Origin of the sequence: Mesorhizobium sp. L-2-11 (assembly GCF_016756595.1) — a bacterium.
GTDB lineage: Bacteria > Pseudomonadota > Alphaproteobacteria > Rhizobiales > Rhizobiaceae > Mesorhizobium.
This window is the reverse complement of record NZ_AP023257.1, coordinates 5,325,637-5,341,273: the sequence shown is the minus strand read 5'-3', so window position 1 is coordinate 5,341,273 and position 15,637 is coordinate 5,325,637. Positions and strand designations below refer to the sequence as shown.

Sequence of the window (15,637 nt, the reverse complement as noted above, 5' to 3'; positions counted from 1 at the left end):
GGTGGCGCAACTGAAACAGGCGAAGCCTGTCTGGGTGACTGGAGCCGGCGGCTTCATTGGCCTGCATTTATCGCGATTTCTTGTCGGAGAAGGCCATCATGTCGTCGGCTTCGGCCGAAGCGAAGCCGCGGGATTCGCGGCGGCGACCGGCGCATTCTATTCCGGCGGAGTGACCGCGCATACGATGGACGCGGCTCTGGCTGCATACGGCCGCCCGGCAGCCGTTTACCATCTGGCAGGCGGCGCTACTGTCGGGCAGTCGATTGCCGATCCGCTGAAGGATTTTGAACAAAGCGTCGTTTCGGCGGCTTGTGTCCTCGATTTCTTGCGTCGCCACGCACCCGATGCCTCAGTCGTCCTTGCGTCCTCCGCCGCCGTCTATGGCGGCGGCCACTTCGGCCCCATCAGGGTCGATGCCGCGCTCGACCCCTATTCTCCCTATGGCTATCACAAACGCATGGTTGAGGAGCTTGGCCGGTCATATTGTGCCGCATACGGCCAGTTGGTCTCGGTGGCACGCCTCTTTTCGGTCTATGGCGAAGGGTTGCGCAAGCAACTGCTCTGGGATCTCTGCGGCAGGCTCGCGGCAGGCGAAACCGATATTGTGCTTGGCGGCACAGGTAAGGAAATGAGGGATTGGCACCATGTCTCGGATGTTGTGCGGTTGATCCATCACATTTTGCCTGCGGGGGAACCACGTTTCACCGTCTATAATGGCGGTGCGGGCGCTGCTGCATCCGTCAGCACGATTTCCCGCATGGTCTTGGAGGCTTGGGGAGGGAACCATCGCCTCTCGTTTTCCGGAAAATCCCGGCGGGGCGATCCTGTCAGTCTGATCTCAGATCCGTCCGGCGTCCCGGCGGGGCTTCAGTTGCAGGTGCCGCTCAGCAGGGGCATTGCCGGCTATGTCGATTGGTATCGCACTGAAATTCTCGCCGAGCCGCTCGGCCATTTGCGACGCTCGGCGCCTTGATTACCGTCGCCTTCACTCTTATCGGCCGCGGAACCTGGTCAGGTGGCGAGTCCTATCTACGCAACATGTTGAGCGTCGTCGCCTCTGAGTTGCGTGGCAAGGTGCAGGCGAAACTGTTTCTTACACCTGAACAGCATTCAAGCATTGGCGCGTCCCTCGATCATATGTTGGCTGCGCCTGCTATTGTTGATGACCGGGTCACGGGCGCCGGGCTCGGCAGGCGAGGGCTGATCGCACTTGCTGGCGGAAGTGACCGTGCCTTCGCGGACCTTGTCGCTTCGCAAGGCATCGATGTTGTCTTTGAAGTCGCCCAGTGGTTCGGCAACCGGTTTCCAGTGCCGGTCGTTTCCTGGATACCGGATTTCCAGCACCGTCGCCTGCCGCACCTCTTTCCGCGTAGCGCCTGGTGGCGCAGGGATCTCGGCTATCGCCTGCAGACGTCCGGAAGTCGCACCATAATGTTGTCGAGTGGGGATGCGCTGGCGGACTGCGAAACCTTCTATCCAGCCTCGCGCAACAAGACCGCCGTCGTGCGCTTCGCTATCGATCTCGATCCAGGCGCCGTCCTGGCGCGTGCCGATGAGGCGCGCCAGGCACATGGTCTGCCCGCGCGGTTCTTCTTTCTCCCCAACCAGTTTTGGATCCACAAGAACCACAGGCTGGTCGTAGAGGCGTTGAAGTATATAGAGCAAATCGGGGCGCTAGGCTCCTTGCCGCCGATAATCCTCACGGGGCGCACCACCGATCCGCGTGACCCGACATTGTTCAAGCGTATGATGGAGCTTGCGGAAGCACACCGGCTCGGAAGCCATTTTCGACACCTCGGCTTGATTCCCTACGACGATGTCGTCGCCCTGATCGGCGCTGCTGACTACCTTCTGAATCCTTCGCACTTCGAGGGGTGGTCGACCACGGTCGAGGAAGCGAAGTCGCTGGGCACGCCGATGCTGCTGTCCGACATTCCACTGCATCGCGAGCAAGCGCCGGAATCGCTCTTCTTCGCACCCGATAGTGCAGAAGCGCTGGCGCAGCGACTCCTGGAAGCAGGGCAGCGTCCACGCTTGGCCCGCGACAGTGTCTCCGTGCTGCAAGGTCGGCAACAAATGCGCCGCCGAGACTATGCGGCAGCGCTCCTTGCTTTGTTCGAAAATGCCAGAGGTGTCACCCCATGACCGAGCGGATCGTCAGTTTTGTTATGAGTGGCGGTATTGGCTCACGACTGTGGCCGCTGTCGCGCGAGGACAATCCCAAGCAGTTCCATGATTTTTCCGGCAATGGCTCGATGCTGGTCAAGACTTTGCACCGGCTGACGGCGCGGCCGGATGGCGAAACACCGGTCTTCCTGATTGCCTCGGAGCGGCACGCCGACCGCGTCCACGCCGATCTCGCCGGCATCGATCTTTCCGGCGGCGGCCCCTTGTTCGAGCCGACCGGACGCAACACCGCCGCTGCCGTCGCCTTGGCGACGCTGCGCACCCTCTCCGAATTTGGCGACAGCCTGGTGCTGGTTGTGCCATCCGATCATGAGATCACGACCGCACGGCAATTCTGGCAGAGCGTGGAAAATGGCGCCGGCGCGGCGCGTGCGGGCCGGCTGGTGGTATTCGGCATCAAGCCCGGCCACCCCGAAACCGGTTATGGCTACATCGAGATCGCCGGCGAGAAGGATGGCATCTGCGATGTCTCGCGTTTCGTCGAAAAACCGGACCTCGCGACCGCGCAGAATTACCTGGCGGCCGGCAACTTCTACTGGAACACCGGCATCTTCCTGTTTCGCGCCAGCGCCATGCGCGACGCCTTCACGGCTTTTGCGCCTGACATCTGGAAGGCCACTGAGATTGCCTACCAGGCGGCGACGTCAGATCTTTCCGGCCTCTATATGCCTCTGGAGCTTTACGCCGCGATTCCCTCGACGTCGATCGACTATGCCATCATGGAGCGCGCCAGCGACATCGCCATGGTGCCGGCCGGCTTCCGCTGGAACGATCTCGGTTCCTGGCAGTCGCTGCTCGATGTCGGTCCCTCCGACAATGACGGCAATGTCATCGTCGGCGATGTCGTCGCCATCGATTGCGAGAACTCCTATATCCGCAGCGACAGTCGCCTGCTCTCTGCCATCGGTTTGAAGGATGTTGCCATCGTCTCGACCGCCGATGCCACCTTCGTCGCCCCGGTCAGCCGCAGCCAGAACGTTAAGAAGATTGTCGAGCAGCTCGAAAAGAGTGGCCGGCTGGAAACCAGATTCACGCCCGCCGGTGACCGCGTCATCGAAAGCGGCGCCTGGCGGCGCCGTGTTCATCACTGGCTGTTCGAAGAGACGGTGCCGCTGTGGTCGACAGTCGGGGTCGACGAGCGCCATGGCGGTTTTCACGAGGCGCTCGGCTTTGACGCCACACCGCTGAAGAAGCCCAAGCGCATGCGCACAATGGCCAGGCAAGTCTACGCGTTCGCTGTCGCCAGGGCGCGCGGCTGGGACGGGCCTGCCGACCGGCTGATCAGCCACGGCCTCGAATTCATGGCCAGGAACGGCCGCACCGACAATGGCGGCTGGGTGCGCACGCTCAATGTCGATGGCACGGTCGCCGACGCCGCCGAGGATGCCTATGATCATGCCTGCGTGCTGCTGGCGCTGGCGCATGCCCATATGGTCGGCAATCCTGATGCATTGCGGCTTGCCGAAGAAACGTTTGCGTTTCTCGACGCGCATCTCGAGGATCACCGCATGACCGGCTTTCTCGAAACGTCGATCGGCGTGGGCGAACGCCGTTCCAACCCGCACATGCATCTGCTCGAGGCTTTTCTGGCCTGGCATCAAGCGACCGGCGAGCTCGCCTATCTTCGCCGCGCCGCGCGCATCGTCGATCTGTTTCGCAGCCATTTCTTCGATCCGGAAAGCTGGACGCTGGGCGAATATTTCGATGCCGAGTGGAGGCCGGCGGAGGGCGAGAAAGGTGCCTGGACGGAACCTGGCCACCATTTCGAATGGGCGTCGCTGCTGGTCGACTTCGCCGGGCGCAGCGGCCAGAGCGACCTGACCGGCTTTGCCAGAAAGCTCTATGCCTCGGCCATCGCCAGCGGCCTGAATCGCGCCACCGGCCTCGCCTATAGCGCCGTCTCGCGGCAAGGCCTGCCGCTCGATCGTGTCTCGCGCAGTTGGCCGCAGGCCGAAGCAATCAAGGCGGCGATTGCACTGGACGGTTCGGGCGGACCCGACCTCAAGCCCGAGATCGAAGCGCGTGTCGGCCGCCTGTTCCGTTGGCACATCAATCCGGCGCCGCTCGGCCTGTGGATAGACCGGATCGACGAGCGCGGCCGCTCGCTGGCGACCGATGTGCCGGCAAGCATCTTCTACCATCTGGTCTGTGCGCTGACCCAATATCTCGACAGCACCATCGACGAAGCTCGATTGGGCAGTTGACGGAATGTCTTCGATTGAAATGGATGCCAGGCGGCGGTGAGTCGGCGTGCCTGGCCGGGAGTGAGGTTTTTTGTCGTTCAAGAAAATAAGCTTGCTGGCACTCCTTGCCCTGGCGTTTGCGGTTGGCTTCTTTGCCATCATCGTGGAAAAAGGGACGCCTCGTCGTCCCCAGCCGCCAAAGCCGCAAGCGGCGATCGAGCCGTTTGACGGCAAGCTTTTCATCCAGGCGATCGATGATCTTCGCGTCGGCAACCGCAAAATTGTCCTATGCGGAGTGGCGTTTACCAAGCCTCAATCTCTACGTGCCATGGTAACGGACACAGCGCGCCGGGACTACCAGGGGCTCGCCCTGACCTGCAAGCCGGTCGGCATGGGGACGCCTTGCGACGGCAATGTCGCCTCAAAGTTTGGTGATGCCATCGTTGTGCAGTGCCTCACATCCGATGGCACGGATTTGGCCGCCAGACTTGCCGAGAATGGCATCTTGTGCGGACAGCCGGCGCAGGCAGGTTCGACCTACAAATCTTGCTTATCAGGTTCGTAGTTCTCGCCAACTGCCTGTCATAAAACGAAAGACAGAATGTGCGATAAGCCCCACGTCAAACAGAGTCGACCACAATCCCTGTACCAAAGCATCGGCCCCTGTACCAAAGCATCGGCGCGATAACCCTCAAACGCCACGAAATAAACTTGCCTTTCCGACAATTTCCACAGAGGGCCGGCACGAAAAATGGTAGATTCAAATTCGGCAAGCGAGTGTGTCCAATGAAACACATGAGAACCCAAAACATCATCTCGCATAAGCGCAGCAGGTTGGAATCAACGCAAAAAGCTGTTACCCGCTTGTTCAATACCTTGGTGCCTGGGCGGGGCCGAGGTGCGGCGGGACAAAAAGGATCGAAACGAATGAACCTCACTGTAAAAGTTGCGTTGGCCGGATTTGTCGCCTCGATCGGTTTCGGCCCGGTTTCGTCTTTCGCTCAGGACGCGTCTTGCACCTGCACGACACCCTATCAGGGAGCGGCGAATTCGATTGGTTCCATAGGGCACGCCAATGGCGACGTAATGGTTTCGCAAGCGGCGGGCTATGGCCCGGCAAAAGCGGGAAATGCGCTGGATTTCGGCAGCCGCATAGTGGTTGGTGCCAAGGGCGCGGCCTCTGTTAATGTCGGTAGCTGCAACCTGGATGTGCCGGCGAATTCAAGCCTCGACATTTCCCGTATCGAGAACAATATCTGCCTGAAAGTTGTGGGCTCCGAGCAGACGGCTGCCGCCGTCAGCTCCGAGCATACCGGTCAGATTCCCCCGGGCTCAACCGCCAACTCCCGCCTTCCGCTCTTTCTTTTTGGCGGCATGGCTGGCACGGCTGGTATCCTTGCTGCAACGCAGGATGATGGCGACGGCGGCCCTGTCAGCCCTTAAGTCGCCCAGTAGACAATATGGCAGGGCGTGTGTCTGCCTCTGTTGTATTGCCGGTGCCGCAGTGCCTTCACTGGCTGGAGCTGGGGATGGTGATGGAATTCATTCACCGTACCGCTCGCTGTCAGCGAATAGCTTGAATCTACCGCATTGCATGGACTTGATGAATGCGTCATTCGCCATCGTGCGGGTGGCGCATTTACCTTTTATTTGGGAGAAGTCGTCACGTTGCTTCAGTGCGGCCACAAACGCCTATGATCGACCTGCATTCCCACATCTTGCCCGGTCTTGATGACGGCTCGCCCAGTCTTGCTGAATCGCTGGAAATGGCGCGGCTGGCGGTGGCCGATGGAACGACCCATATGGCGTGTACGCCGCATATCGTGCCAGGCATGTATGAAAACGGATCGGCAAATATTGCCCGAGCGGTTCAAGAGTTGGAGCAGGCGCTACGCCGCGCGGCGATACCGCTTGCTCTTTATGTTGGCGCCGACGTGCATATAGCGCCGGATCTTCCGGAGCAATTGGCGCTAGGTAGCGTGCCGACCTTGAACAGATCGCGTTATTTTCTATTCGAACCGCCGCATCACGTTCTACCGCCAAGGCTGGAAGATCTGGCTCTGCGCCTCATAAACGCCGGGTTCATTCCGATTCTTACCCATCCTGAGCGGTTAACCTGGATCAAAGCAAATTACGATATTGTCGAGAGGTTGAATGCAATCGGCTGCCTTGTTCAGCTTACGGCAGACTCGATTGTTGGTGCTTTTGGACGCACGGCACTTTACTATTCGGAAAAGCTGATTGACGAGGGCAGGGTAGATATTATCGCATCGGACACCCATGGCGCTACCCGCCGACCGCCTGGGCTTTCGCAGGCCGTCGCCGCGGCGGCGAAGCGATGTGGGGAAGATGAGGCCCGCAACATGGTGGTGAAACGTCCAGGCGAAATATTGGCGAACCGGCCGCTCGATCCGGTCGGAAAGGCACGCTCGAAAAAGCCAAGCCCCGGCAACGCCGCTCGCCTTGCAGGATTGGGTCGCTTGTTGAAGGGTGGGACAGCGTAATGGACGTTTTTCATTTCGCGAAAAGCCGCACGATATGTGTCTTGCTTGCTTTGCTCTCTATGTCTGCCTGCACGAGCACGTCGTCGACATCGTCTTCGCCGGCTGCCGTCGATGCGCTGCAACTGACGTCATCGTCAGCGCCGCTCTCGGGCGGCGGTGCCCTGCAGGTCGTAAAGGAACTGCCTGCGCCGCAGAACACCCAGAACGGCAACGAGCAGCCTTTGTCGCCGAACGATGTGCTCGAGGTGAATGTGTTCCAGGTCGACAATCTCAACAGAACCGTTCAAGTCGACGCCGGCGGGCAAATTTCGCTTCCACTTATCGGGACCGTCACCGCGGCAGGGAAGACCGTCCGTCAGCTTGAGCAGGAAATCGAAACGGCCTACGGCGCCAACTATTTGCAGTCGCCCGATGTGTCGGTCTATATCAAGGAATCGATCGGACAGCGCGTTACCGTCGATGGCGAAGTCACCAGGGCCGGTATTTTTCCGGTGTCGAGCAATTCTTCCCTCATCGACGCGGTCGCCCTTGCCGGAGGGTTCAATGCCGTAGGCGATGCAAAAAAAGTGTTTGTCTACCGCAATATCGGCCCAAACACCTTGGTCGCAAATTACGATGTGGAACAGATTCGCGCCGGCAAGAGCCGCAATCCACGCATTTATGGCGGCGACAAGATTGTCGTCTTCGCCTCGAAATCGAAAATTGCGATGAACAATCTCAAGGATGCTCTCGGACTTGCATCAAGCGCAGCGAGACTTGCCGTAGTCCCCGGATTGTAAATCATGGCCGTTCAAAATTAAGCCCAGAGACAAACCGAAGGTTGTCACGCAATGCTCGACCGTAACAGACAACATCAAATTGCAGGCCCAGGGCATGGCCAAGCCTTGTCTGCCGACCTGTATTATGACGGTGCGCAAAACTATAGCCCGTATGGTCGCGATTACGCCGAGCAGGACGAGGGCTTTAATCCACTCAAATTGGTTTTTTACGCTGTCCAGTATCGGTGGCTGATCGTCATGATGATAGCGGGCGGGCTTGTCGCCGGCATCGTCGTTACCATGATGAAGACGCCAAAGTACCGGGCAACAGCGCAATTGGAAGTGCTGGTTCCTTCGGCCAAGGTCTTTCAGGACATTGAGGCGGTTTCTGAATCCAACGACTACTGGGTCTTTGAAACCGCCCGGGAAAAGCTGAAAAGCCGGGCTTTGGCGCAGCGCGTGGTGTTCCAATTAGGGCTTAGCGAAAAGCCGGATTTCCTGTTTCCGACCCCGAACTTCTCACTTAGCAATATTTTCTATCGCGCCTTCGGAATTTCCAAATCGCCTGCCATTGAAGAAACAACCCCGGAAGAACGTGAAGAAATTGCGATCGGTCGCGTTCAAGATGACCTCAAGGTCAGTCTGGTCGAAAATACAAGCCTGCTGTCGATTACGTTTGCCGACCAGAAACCGAAATATGCAAGTGATATAGCCAACCAGGTCGCGCAAAGTTTTATCGACCAGCGCCTCGATCAGACCAGCGAAACCTCAGACCTGGCACGGCAGTTCATCCAGGAACAGGTTTTGCAGGTAAAGCAAAAGCTGCAGAAGTCCGAGGAGGAACTCGTCGCTTACGCAAAGGATGTAGGCATCACGATAACCGGCGACGAGAAATCGTTGATAGGGTCGAATATCGAGAGTCTGAACACCGCGCTCGCGACAGCAATCCAGGAACGTCTCGACGCCGGACGGATGGTGGACCAGATAGACAAAGGTCGCGCGGCGAGCCTCGGGCCCGTCCTGGACAGCGAAGGTCTGCAGAGGATCACCGAAAAGCTGTCGGATTTGACCAGCCAGTATCAGCAGAAGTTGGGCATATTGAAGCCTGGCTTCCCAGAGATGCAGCAGCTCCAGGCGCAGATCAAGGAGCTGCAACGACTTTATGACAACGGCGTTTTGACTATAACTGACTCGCTGCGTCAGAAATACCAGGAGGCCCAGAACAAAGAGGCCGACCTCAAGTCAAAGCTTGCCGAGATGGAGATGCAGCAGGTCATCTTCAACGATAAAAATATCAAGTACACAATCTTGAAACGAGAAGTTGATTCAAACCGCTCCCAGTATGACAGTCTTATTGCCAAGCTGAACGAGGTTGGCGTGAGCTCGGAGCTCAAGACACAAAGTGCCGCGATCGTCGATTTCGCCACGCCGCCCAATAGCCCTTATTCTCCCCGCCTGATCATCAATCTTGCGACCACTCTGGTTCTTTTTTCGGCTCTGGGCGCATCAATTATCTATATTGTTGAGTTGTTGAACAACACTTTCACCAATCCTGAGCAGGTCGAAAAGGAACTCGGATTGGCGATGCTCGGCATCTTGCCGCTTGTCGATGATCGGGAACTCATAGCGAGCATCACCGATCAGAAATCAGGACTGTCCGAAGCCTACCGTTCGCTTCGAACGTCATTGCAGTTCTCCGGCGCCGAAGGTGCGCCGCGATCGCTGCTGGTCACGAGTTCGGAACCCTCGGAAGGCAAGTCGACCACGTCGTTCAAGCTCGGGCAGGATTTTGCCGCGCTCGGTGCAAGGGTTCTCATTGTCGACGGCGATCTGCGAAAGCCCAATCTTCACCGGTTGTTTGGCCTCGACAACACGATCGGACTGAGCAATCTGCTGACGAACACCGTCCGCAAAGAGGATCTGGCAAGCATCTTCAGGGCGACGAAATACCCCAATGTGACCGTTCTGACTTCCGGAACGATTCCGCCGAACCCCGCCGACCTGCTTTCTTCGCCGAAGATGGCGCTGATCCTTACCAATCTCGGCAAGCGCTTCGATCTTGTCATAATCGATGCCCCACCGATCGTCGGACTTTCAGATGCGCCTATCCTCAGCCGGCTTGCCGAGGGCACATTGATGGTCGTCTCTACCAAGCAGGTGACGCGCAAGTCGGCGAAGACGGCGTTGAAGCGCCTGCGAGCAGCCGGCGCGAATGTGGTCGGAGCCGCGATGTCGAAGTTTGCAGTGAACAAGTTCGATTACAACTACGCCTACAAATATATGAACTACCAGTATTACGACTACGGCACCCCGAAAATTGAGGGCAAAGTCGATGACGGAGCAGGCCAGCCCGCTTATGCAAAATCTCCGGCGTTCCGGCGTTTGGTTCGTCGCATCCGTTCTAGCATTGGCGGCTTCGTCGATCGGGCTAAGTCGGTTTCTTGAAACCGAAACGCCAACCGTTTCCCTCGCGCTGGATCCGTTGAACGTCAATGCCTTGATAGGCGAGATTACCGACGACCTGAACGATACAAGCAATGCTCCAGATCTCGACGCATTGCTTGCCCAGGCCGAAAGCGCGCTTCGTTTTGACCTTGCGGACGCACGTCTCTACAGCCTGATCGGCGAGATCAAGTTCCGACAGGGCGCAAAAGACCAAGCCTATGAATTTTTCGATCAAGCTCGAAAATTATCGAAGACCGAGATCCACGCGCTCCAGAGGTCGATAGGCCGCTCGATCGAAACAGCCGATCTGTCCGGGGCTGTCGGCGAGATCGATATTTTGCTGCGGCGATGGCCAGATCAATTTCCCGCGATCGCCGAGGGGCTGCCGACAATCCTCTCGAACCCCGATGGATACCACGCTGTGATGGCAGCCATCAGGGCCGCGGCGCCCTGGAGAGCCAATCTGTTCGCGGCTCTCGGCAAAACCCCCGACGGACTCGATTTCGCAAATCGGCTGCTGCTCGATTTGACTGGATCAGATGCGCCACCAATCTCGAGCGAAGTGTCCGCTGTGATCAAAGGGTACATTGGTCAAAAGGAATATGAACGGGCGTATCGGTTGTTCCTTTTCAGCCTGTCCGATCAGGAACGGAAATTGGGCGGGTATGTTTTCAACAGTACCTTTGAACCGGTGCGGAGCGGCAAGCCTTTCGATTGGCAAATCCACGATCAGTCGGGCCTGGAAGTTGCGTTTTCAACATCGAACGGTTCCATCGAAGGCGAGGGTGGGGCGACGGTCCGATTCCTGAATACGCCGGTTAGGAATACAGCTCTTTCGCAGTATATTGAACTGCCCCCTGGTTCGTACAAAATTTCCTTGCTTGCTTCTGCAAGAAACCTGAAGCTTCCGAAGGAATTGTTTTGGACGATCAGGTGCGTGGGGCTGGCCGGCGAAATAGCGCGGTTCAATATTCCCGAGGGTACATACAATCGTCAGGCCCTGAGCCAGACTTTTTCGGTTGGACCGGCTGGGTGTCCCATGCAATGGTTAAGCTTGGAAACTGCCGCCATTGCCCAGAGCTGGCGCTTTCGATATGTCGGCATGCTGGAAATGCACAAATTGAGCATCGAGAGACTTCCATCTTGAGCGACCGGCCATCGGAATGGGATAAATATCTCCTCGGATCGGTTCTGTTTATAGCGCTGCTGATCGGCGGTGGCACTGCGAGCGGCCTTTACACGGACACGCTGATTGAGGTTGCGGCAATCGTCTCGGCAGCGGCGGTCTTTTCCCAGGCCTCTAGCCAAAGGATCCCCCATCCTGTTCTGTGGCTGCTTATCTTCGCTGTGGCGCTGCTGGTTTTGCAAATCATCCCGCTGCCTGCGGCGATATTCAGCGGATTGCGGCCGGAGCTGTTGCTCGCAGATTCCGGGCTGGTTGGAGAAACCCGATTTCGTTTCGTCAGTGTCGGCGTCGGACGGACGATCGAATGTCTGTTGTATCTGGTGGCGTTGGCGGCGTTTTTTTTGAGCGTATTGCGTTTGCGCGTCGAGCAGGTCCATGCACTTCTGCCGTTCTTTTTTATGGGCGTTATCTGCAACGGCCTGGCAGGGGCGATTCAATATTCGCTCTCGGATGACATCGCCATAGAGGGATTGTTGCCGTTCACGATCAATGCCGGGCTTTTTGCCAACCAGAATCATTTTGCAGCTTTACTTTTTGTTTCCATCCCCTTTGTCGTTTATTATGGTCTGTTCCGAGGACATCTTTTGTCCGGATCACTCGGGCTGGCCACGCTTTTGCTACTCCTTTTGGCCGCCGGTTCGCGTGCCGGCGTTCTGATCGGATTAGCGATCACCGTCCTGTCCATAGTCTTTCTTTCAGCCCGTTCCAGGATGAGTGGGCTCGGCATACTTGCAGTTTTCATAGGACTTTCGGCCTATTCGATAGGCGCATGGACAAAGATCGATGCCGACGCGATTGACCCGGCTTTCGGGCGAGGAGAGTTTGCTCGCACCACCATTGAGGGGATCAACGAGAATTGGGCAACCGGCGTTGGGTTTGGAAATTTTCAAAAGGCCTACCAGATATATGAAAAGGAAGGGATGATTTTCAAGCAATATGTAAATCATGCTCACAATGAGTATCTTGAAATAGCTTTCGAAGGCGGAGCTCTTGCTGTTCTGTGGATGGCGCTTTATTTCGTGATGCTTTTTACGGCGCTTACCAAAGTTCGCCGCGATCCCCTTCAAAAGGCGGCGTTTCTCTCCGTGTCGTTTCTTCTCATTCATTCACTCGTCGATTATCCATTGCGGACCGAGGCGCTTGCAATGACGTTTGCCTTTATGAACGCCATCATCTTCCACAAAGGATTTGCAGCCCGTTCGGCCCAGAAGAGTGAATTGATCGAGATCGACCACAACGGTGACAAATTACTTGTTCCGATCGGAACGCTGTCCTAGCGCCTCCTGGTGACGGCCTCTGCGATCAGGGCAGGAATTTCCGGGTTCTGGTCCCTGCGTGGAAAATTCATTCTCGAACCACTCCAGCGCAGGCCTGTCTTGCATTGTTATAGATAATGGCAATCTGCTAGAACGCCTGCACGAAAAGAACATCGTCCAGAAGTGAAGCTTGAACCGGGCTGCTGAAAAAATGCGCCTGATGCATCGATGCAGATCCGGGCGGCACGAGAGAACGCTTAAAGTCCATGAACATCGCGCTAACGCATCTGCAGCGGCTTGAAGCCGAATCCATCCATATCTTTCGCGAGGTGGCGGCGACCTTCGCCAAGCCGGTCATGCTCTATTCGGTCGGCAAGGATTCCTCCGTGCTGATGCATCTTGCGATGAAGGCGTTTTATCCGGCCAAGCCGCCCTTTCCCTTTCTGCACGTCGACACGACCTGGAAATTCCGCGAGATGATCGCCTTTCGCGATCAGATGGCGCAAAAGCTCGGCTTCGACCTCCTGGTCCATGTCAACGTGGATGGTGTGCGCGACAATATCAATCCGTTCGACCATGGCTCGAACACCCATACGCATGTGATGAAGACCGTGGCGCTGCGACAGGCGCTCGACAAATACGGCTTCGATGCAGCCTTCGGCGGGGCGCGGCGCGACGAGGAAAAATCGCGCGCCAAGGAGCGGATATTCTCCTTCCGCAACGCCCAGCACGTCTGGGATCCGAAGAACCAGCGGCCGGAGATGTGGAAGATATTCAACACCCGCATCGCGACCGGTGAATCGATCCGGGTCTTTCCGTTGTCGAACTGGACCGAACTCGATATCTGGCAGTACATTCTGCAGGAAGACATCCCGATCGTGCCGCTCTATTTCGCCAAGGAGCGACCGGTCGTCGAACGCGACGGCATGCTCATTCTGAAGGATGACGACCGCATGGAGTTGCGTCCCGGCGAGATGGTTGAGAACCGGGTGGTGCGGTTCCGCACGCTCGGCTGCTATCCGCTGACCGGCGCGATCGAATCGGACGCCGACACGCTGGAGGCCATTGTTGGCGAAATGCTCACGGCGCGCACCTCCGAACGGCAGGGCCGCCTGATCGACCGTGATGAAGCCGGCTCGATGGAAAAGAAGAAGCGCGAGGGGTATTTCTGAGCATGCGCCACATCACGGCCGAGAGCCTCGCCCCCACTGACGGCATTCGCGACTATCTGGCGGTGCAGGAACAAAAATCGCTGCTGCGCTTCCTGACCTGCGGTTCCGTGGACGACGGCAAGTCGACGCTGATCGGGCGCCTGCTTTCGGACACCAAGCAGATTTTCGAGGACCAGCTTGCTGCACTCGAGCGTGATTCGCGCAAGCACGGGACGACGGGCGACGACGTCGATTTTGCCCTGCTGGTCGATGGGCTCGAGGCCGAGCGCGAGCAGGGCATCACCATCGATGTCGCCTATCGCTTTTTCGCCACGCCGAAACGCAAGTTCGTCGTTGCCGACACGCCCGGCCACGAACAATACACGCGCAACATGGCGACGGGCGCGTCGACCGCCGATCTGGCCATCGTGCTGATCGACGCCCGGCAGGGCGTGCTGCGCCAGACCAGGCGCCACTCGATCATCGCCTCGCTGCTGGGCATCCGGCACATCGTGCTGGCCGTCAACAAGATCGATCTCGTCGGCTTCGACAAGGCCGTGTTCGAACGGATCATCGAGGACTATCGGCAATTTTCGCACAAGCTTGGCTTCGAGACGATCGTGCCCATCCCGATGTCTGCCCGTTACGGCGACAATGTCACCAGCCGCTCGGACAAGACGGAATGGTATTCCGGGCCGACGCTGATCGAGCACCTGGAAACCGTGTCGGTCGATGAAGCCGCTGTCGAACTGCCGTTCCGCTTTCCGGTGCAGTATGTGAACCGCCCCAATCTCGATTTTCGCGGTTTTGCCGGCACGATTGCGTCCGGCTCCGTCTCACCAGGCGACGAGGTCGTTGTCGCCAAATCCGGCAAGTCTTCTCATGTCAGGCGCATCGTCTCGCATGGCGGCGATCTGAGCCAAGCGGTGGCCGGCCAGGCCATCACTCTTGTCCTCGACGACGAGGTAGAGGTTTCGCGCGGCAATATGCTGGTGTCACCGTCGGCGCGGCCGCAGGTCGCCGATCAGTTCGTCGCCAACATCGTCTGGTTCGATGAGCACGCGCTGCTGCCGGGCCGCTCCTATATCCTGCGGACCGAGACCGACCAGACCAGCGCCACAGTCACCGACCTGAAATACCGCGTCAACGTCAACGACTTTGCTCATGAGGCGGCCAAGTCGCTCGAAATGAACGAGGTCGGCATTTGCAACATCTCGACGCGGGCGCCGATCGCCTTCGATACGTTCGCCGAGAACCGCACGACCGGCGCCTTCATTCTGATCGACCGCATCACCAACGCCACGGTCGGCGCCGGCATGATCCTGCATTCGCTGCGCCGCGCCGAAAACATCCACTGGCAATCGCTCGATGTCGGCAAGCACGGCCGCGCCGATCTGAAGAACCAGCGGCCCGCAGTGTTCTGGTTCACCGGGCTCTCGGGCTCGGGCAAGTCGACCATTGCCAATCTTTTCGACAAGAAGCTGTTCGCCACCGGCCGCCATACCTACATCCTGGATGGCGATAATGTCCGCCACGGCCTCAACCGCGATCTTGGCTTCACCGACGCCGATCGGGTCGAAAACATCCGCCGCGTTGCGGAAGTGGCGCGCCTGATGGCCGATGCCGGGCTCATCGTCATTGTTTCCTTCATTTCGCCATTCAGCGCCGAGCGGCGCATGGCCAGGGAATTGATGGCCAACGGTGAATTCGTCGAGGTGTTTGTCGACACACCTTTTGAGGAATGCGCCAGACGCGATCCGAAGGGCCTCTATGCGCGGGCATTGAATGGCGAAATCAAGAATTTCACCGGCGTCGATTCACCGTATGAAGCCCCGGAAAACCCCGAAATCCATCTCAAGACACTCGGCAAGTCTGCCGAGGAGATGGTAGAGGCCCTGGAACTCTGGCTGAACGAGCGCGACATTGCCGAAAACCAATACGATAGCGGCGGCGGCATCTGACGACGA

General features: G+C 58.0%; 12 protein-coding genes. All 12 read left to right on the top strand.

What is annotated here, in order from left to right; genetic code table 11:
- Window position 1 precedes the first annotated feature (1 nt).
- The 12 genes from JG739_RS25480 (at window position 2) to cysN (ending at window position 15,631) form a co-directional block, all read left to right on the top strand.
- Window positions 2–973: an NAD-dependent epimerase/dehydratase family protein gene (locus JG739_RS25480; RefSeq protein WP_202363929.1), complete on the top strand. Its 972-nt coding sequence runs from the start codon at window positions 2–4 to the stop codon at window positions 971–973.
- A complete protein-coding gene (locus JG739_RS25475) occupies window positions 970–2,145 on the top strand; it encodes a glycosyltransferase family 4 protein (protein WP_202363928.1) in 1,176 nt (391 codons plus the stop codon). Before JG739_RS25480 ends, JG739_RS25475 begins: the two co-directional genes overlap by 4 nt.
- Window positions 2,142–4,391: an AGE family epimerase/isomerase gene (locus tag JG739_RS25470; protein WP_202363927.1), complete on the top strand. Its 2,250-nt coding sequence runs from the start codon at window positions 2,142–2,144 to the stop codon at window positions 4,389–4,391. Before JG739_RS25475 ends, JG739_RS25470 begins: the two co-directional genes overlap by 4 nt.
- Window positions 4,392–4,461: 70 nt before the next feature.
- A complete protein-coding gene (locus JG739_RS25465; RefSeq protein WP_202363926.1) occupies window positions 4,462–4,935 on the top strand; it encodes a hypothetical protein in 474 nt (157 codons plus the stop codon).
- 362 nt (window positions 4,936–5,297) lie between these two features.
- Window positions 5,298–5,813 (top strand): hypothetical protein, encoded by a 516-nt coding sequence (locus tag JG739_RS25460; RefSeq protein ID WP_202363925.1) that lies wholly within the window; start codon window positions 5,298–5,300, stop codon window positions 5,811–5,813.
- 251 nt (window positions 5,814–6,064) lie between these two features.
- Complete coding sequence (locus tag JG739_RS25455) at window positions 6,065–6,874, top strand: tyrosine-protein phosphatase (protein ID WP_202363924.1); 810 nt, start codon at window positions 6,065–6,067, stop codon at window positions 6,872–6,874.
- A 251-nt stretch (window positions 6,875–7,125) separates the two neighbouring features.
- The gene (locus tag JG739_RS25450; RefSeq protein WP_244749568.1) at window positions 7,126–7,653 is read left to right on the top strand and encodes a polysaccharide biosynthesis/export family protein; all 528 of its coding nucleotides are present in this window, start codon (window positions 7,126–7,128) and stop codon (window positions 7,651–7,653) included.
- A gap of 51 nt (window positions 7,654–7,704) precedes the next feature.
- Window positions 7,705–10,077, top strand: a complete 2,373-nt coding sequence (locus tag JG739_RS25445) for a GumC family protein (RefSeq protein ID WP_202363922.1) — start codon at window positions 7,705–7,707, stop codon at window positions 10,075–10,077.
- Complete coding sequence (locus tag JG739_RS25440) at window positions 9,965–11,224, top strand: tetratricopeptide repeat protein (protein WP_202363921.1); 1,260 nt, start codon at window positions 9,965–9,967, stop codon at window positions 11,222–11,224. Before JG739_RS25445 ends, JG739_RS25440 begins: the two co-directional genes overlap by 113 nt.
- Complete coding sequence (locus JG739_RS25435; RefSeq protein WP_202363920.1) at window positions 11,221–12,540, top strand: O-antigen ligase family protein; 1,320 nt, start codon at window positions 11,221–11,223, stop codon at window positions 12,538–12,540. Before JG739_RS25440 ends, JG739_RS25435 begins: the two co-directional genes overlap by 4 nt.
- 245 nt (window positions 12,541–12,785) lie before the next feature.
- Complete coding sequence (cysD, locus tag JG739_RS25430; protein WP_202363919.1) at window positions 12,786–13,691, top strand: sulfate adenylyltransferase subunit CysD; 906 nt, start codon at window positions 12,786–12,788, stop codon at window positions 13,689–13,691.
- 2 nt (window positions 13,692–13,693) lie between these two features.
- On the top strand, window positions 13,694–15,631 hold the full coding sequence (gene cysN / locus JG739_RS25425) for a sulfate adenylyltransferase subunit CysN (protein WP_202363918.1): 1,938 nt from the start codon (window positions 13,694–13,696) through the stop codon (window positions 15,629–15,631).
- Window positions 15,632–15,637: the final 6 nt, after the last annotated feature.

Coding starts and splice junctions, on each gene's coding strand:
- cysD (WP_202363919.1), top strand. CDS start 12,786: ATGAACATCGCGCTAACGCATCTGCAGCGGCTTGAAGCCGAATCCATC.
- JG739_RS25470 (WP_202363927.1), top strand. CDS start 2,142: ATGACCGAGCGGATCGTCAGTTTTGTTATGAGTGGCGGTATTGGCTCA.
- JG739_RS25445 (WP_202363922.1), top strand. CDS start 7,705: ATGCTCGACCGTAACAGACAACATCAAATTGCAGGCCCAGGGCATGGC.
- cysN (WP_202363918.1), top strand. CDS start 13,694: ATGCGCCACATCACGGCCGAGAGCCTCGCCCCCACTGACGGCATTCGC.
- JG739_RS25455 (WP_202363924.1), top strand. CDS start 6,065: ATGATCGACCTGCATTCCCACATCTTGCCCGGTCTTGATGACGGCTCG.
- JG739_RS25460 (WP_202363925.1), top strand. CDS start 5,298: ATGAACCTCACTGTAAAAGTTGCGTTGGCCGGATTTGTCGCCTCGATC.
- JG739_RS25440 (WP_202363921.1), top strand. CDS start 9,965: ATGACGGAGCAGGCCAGCCCGCTTATGCAAAATCTCCGGCGTTCCGGC.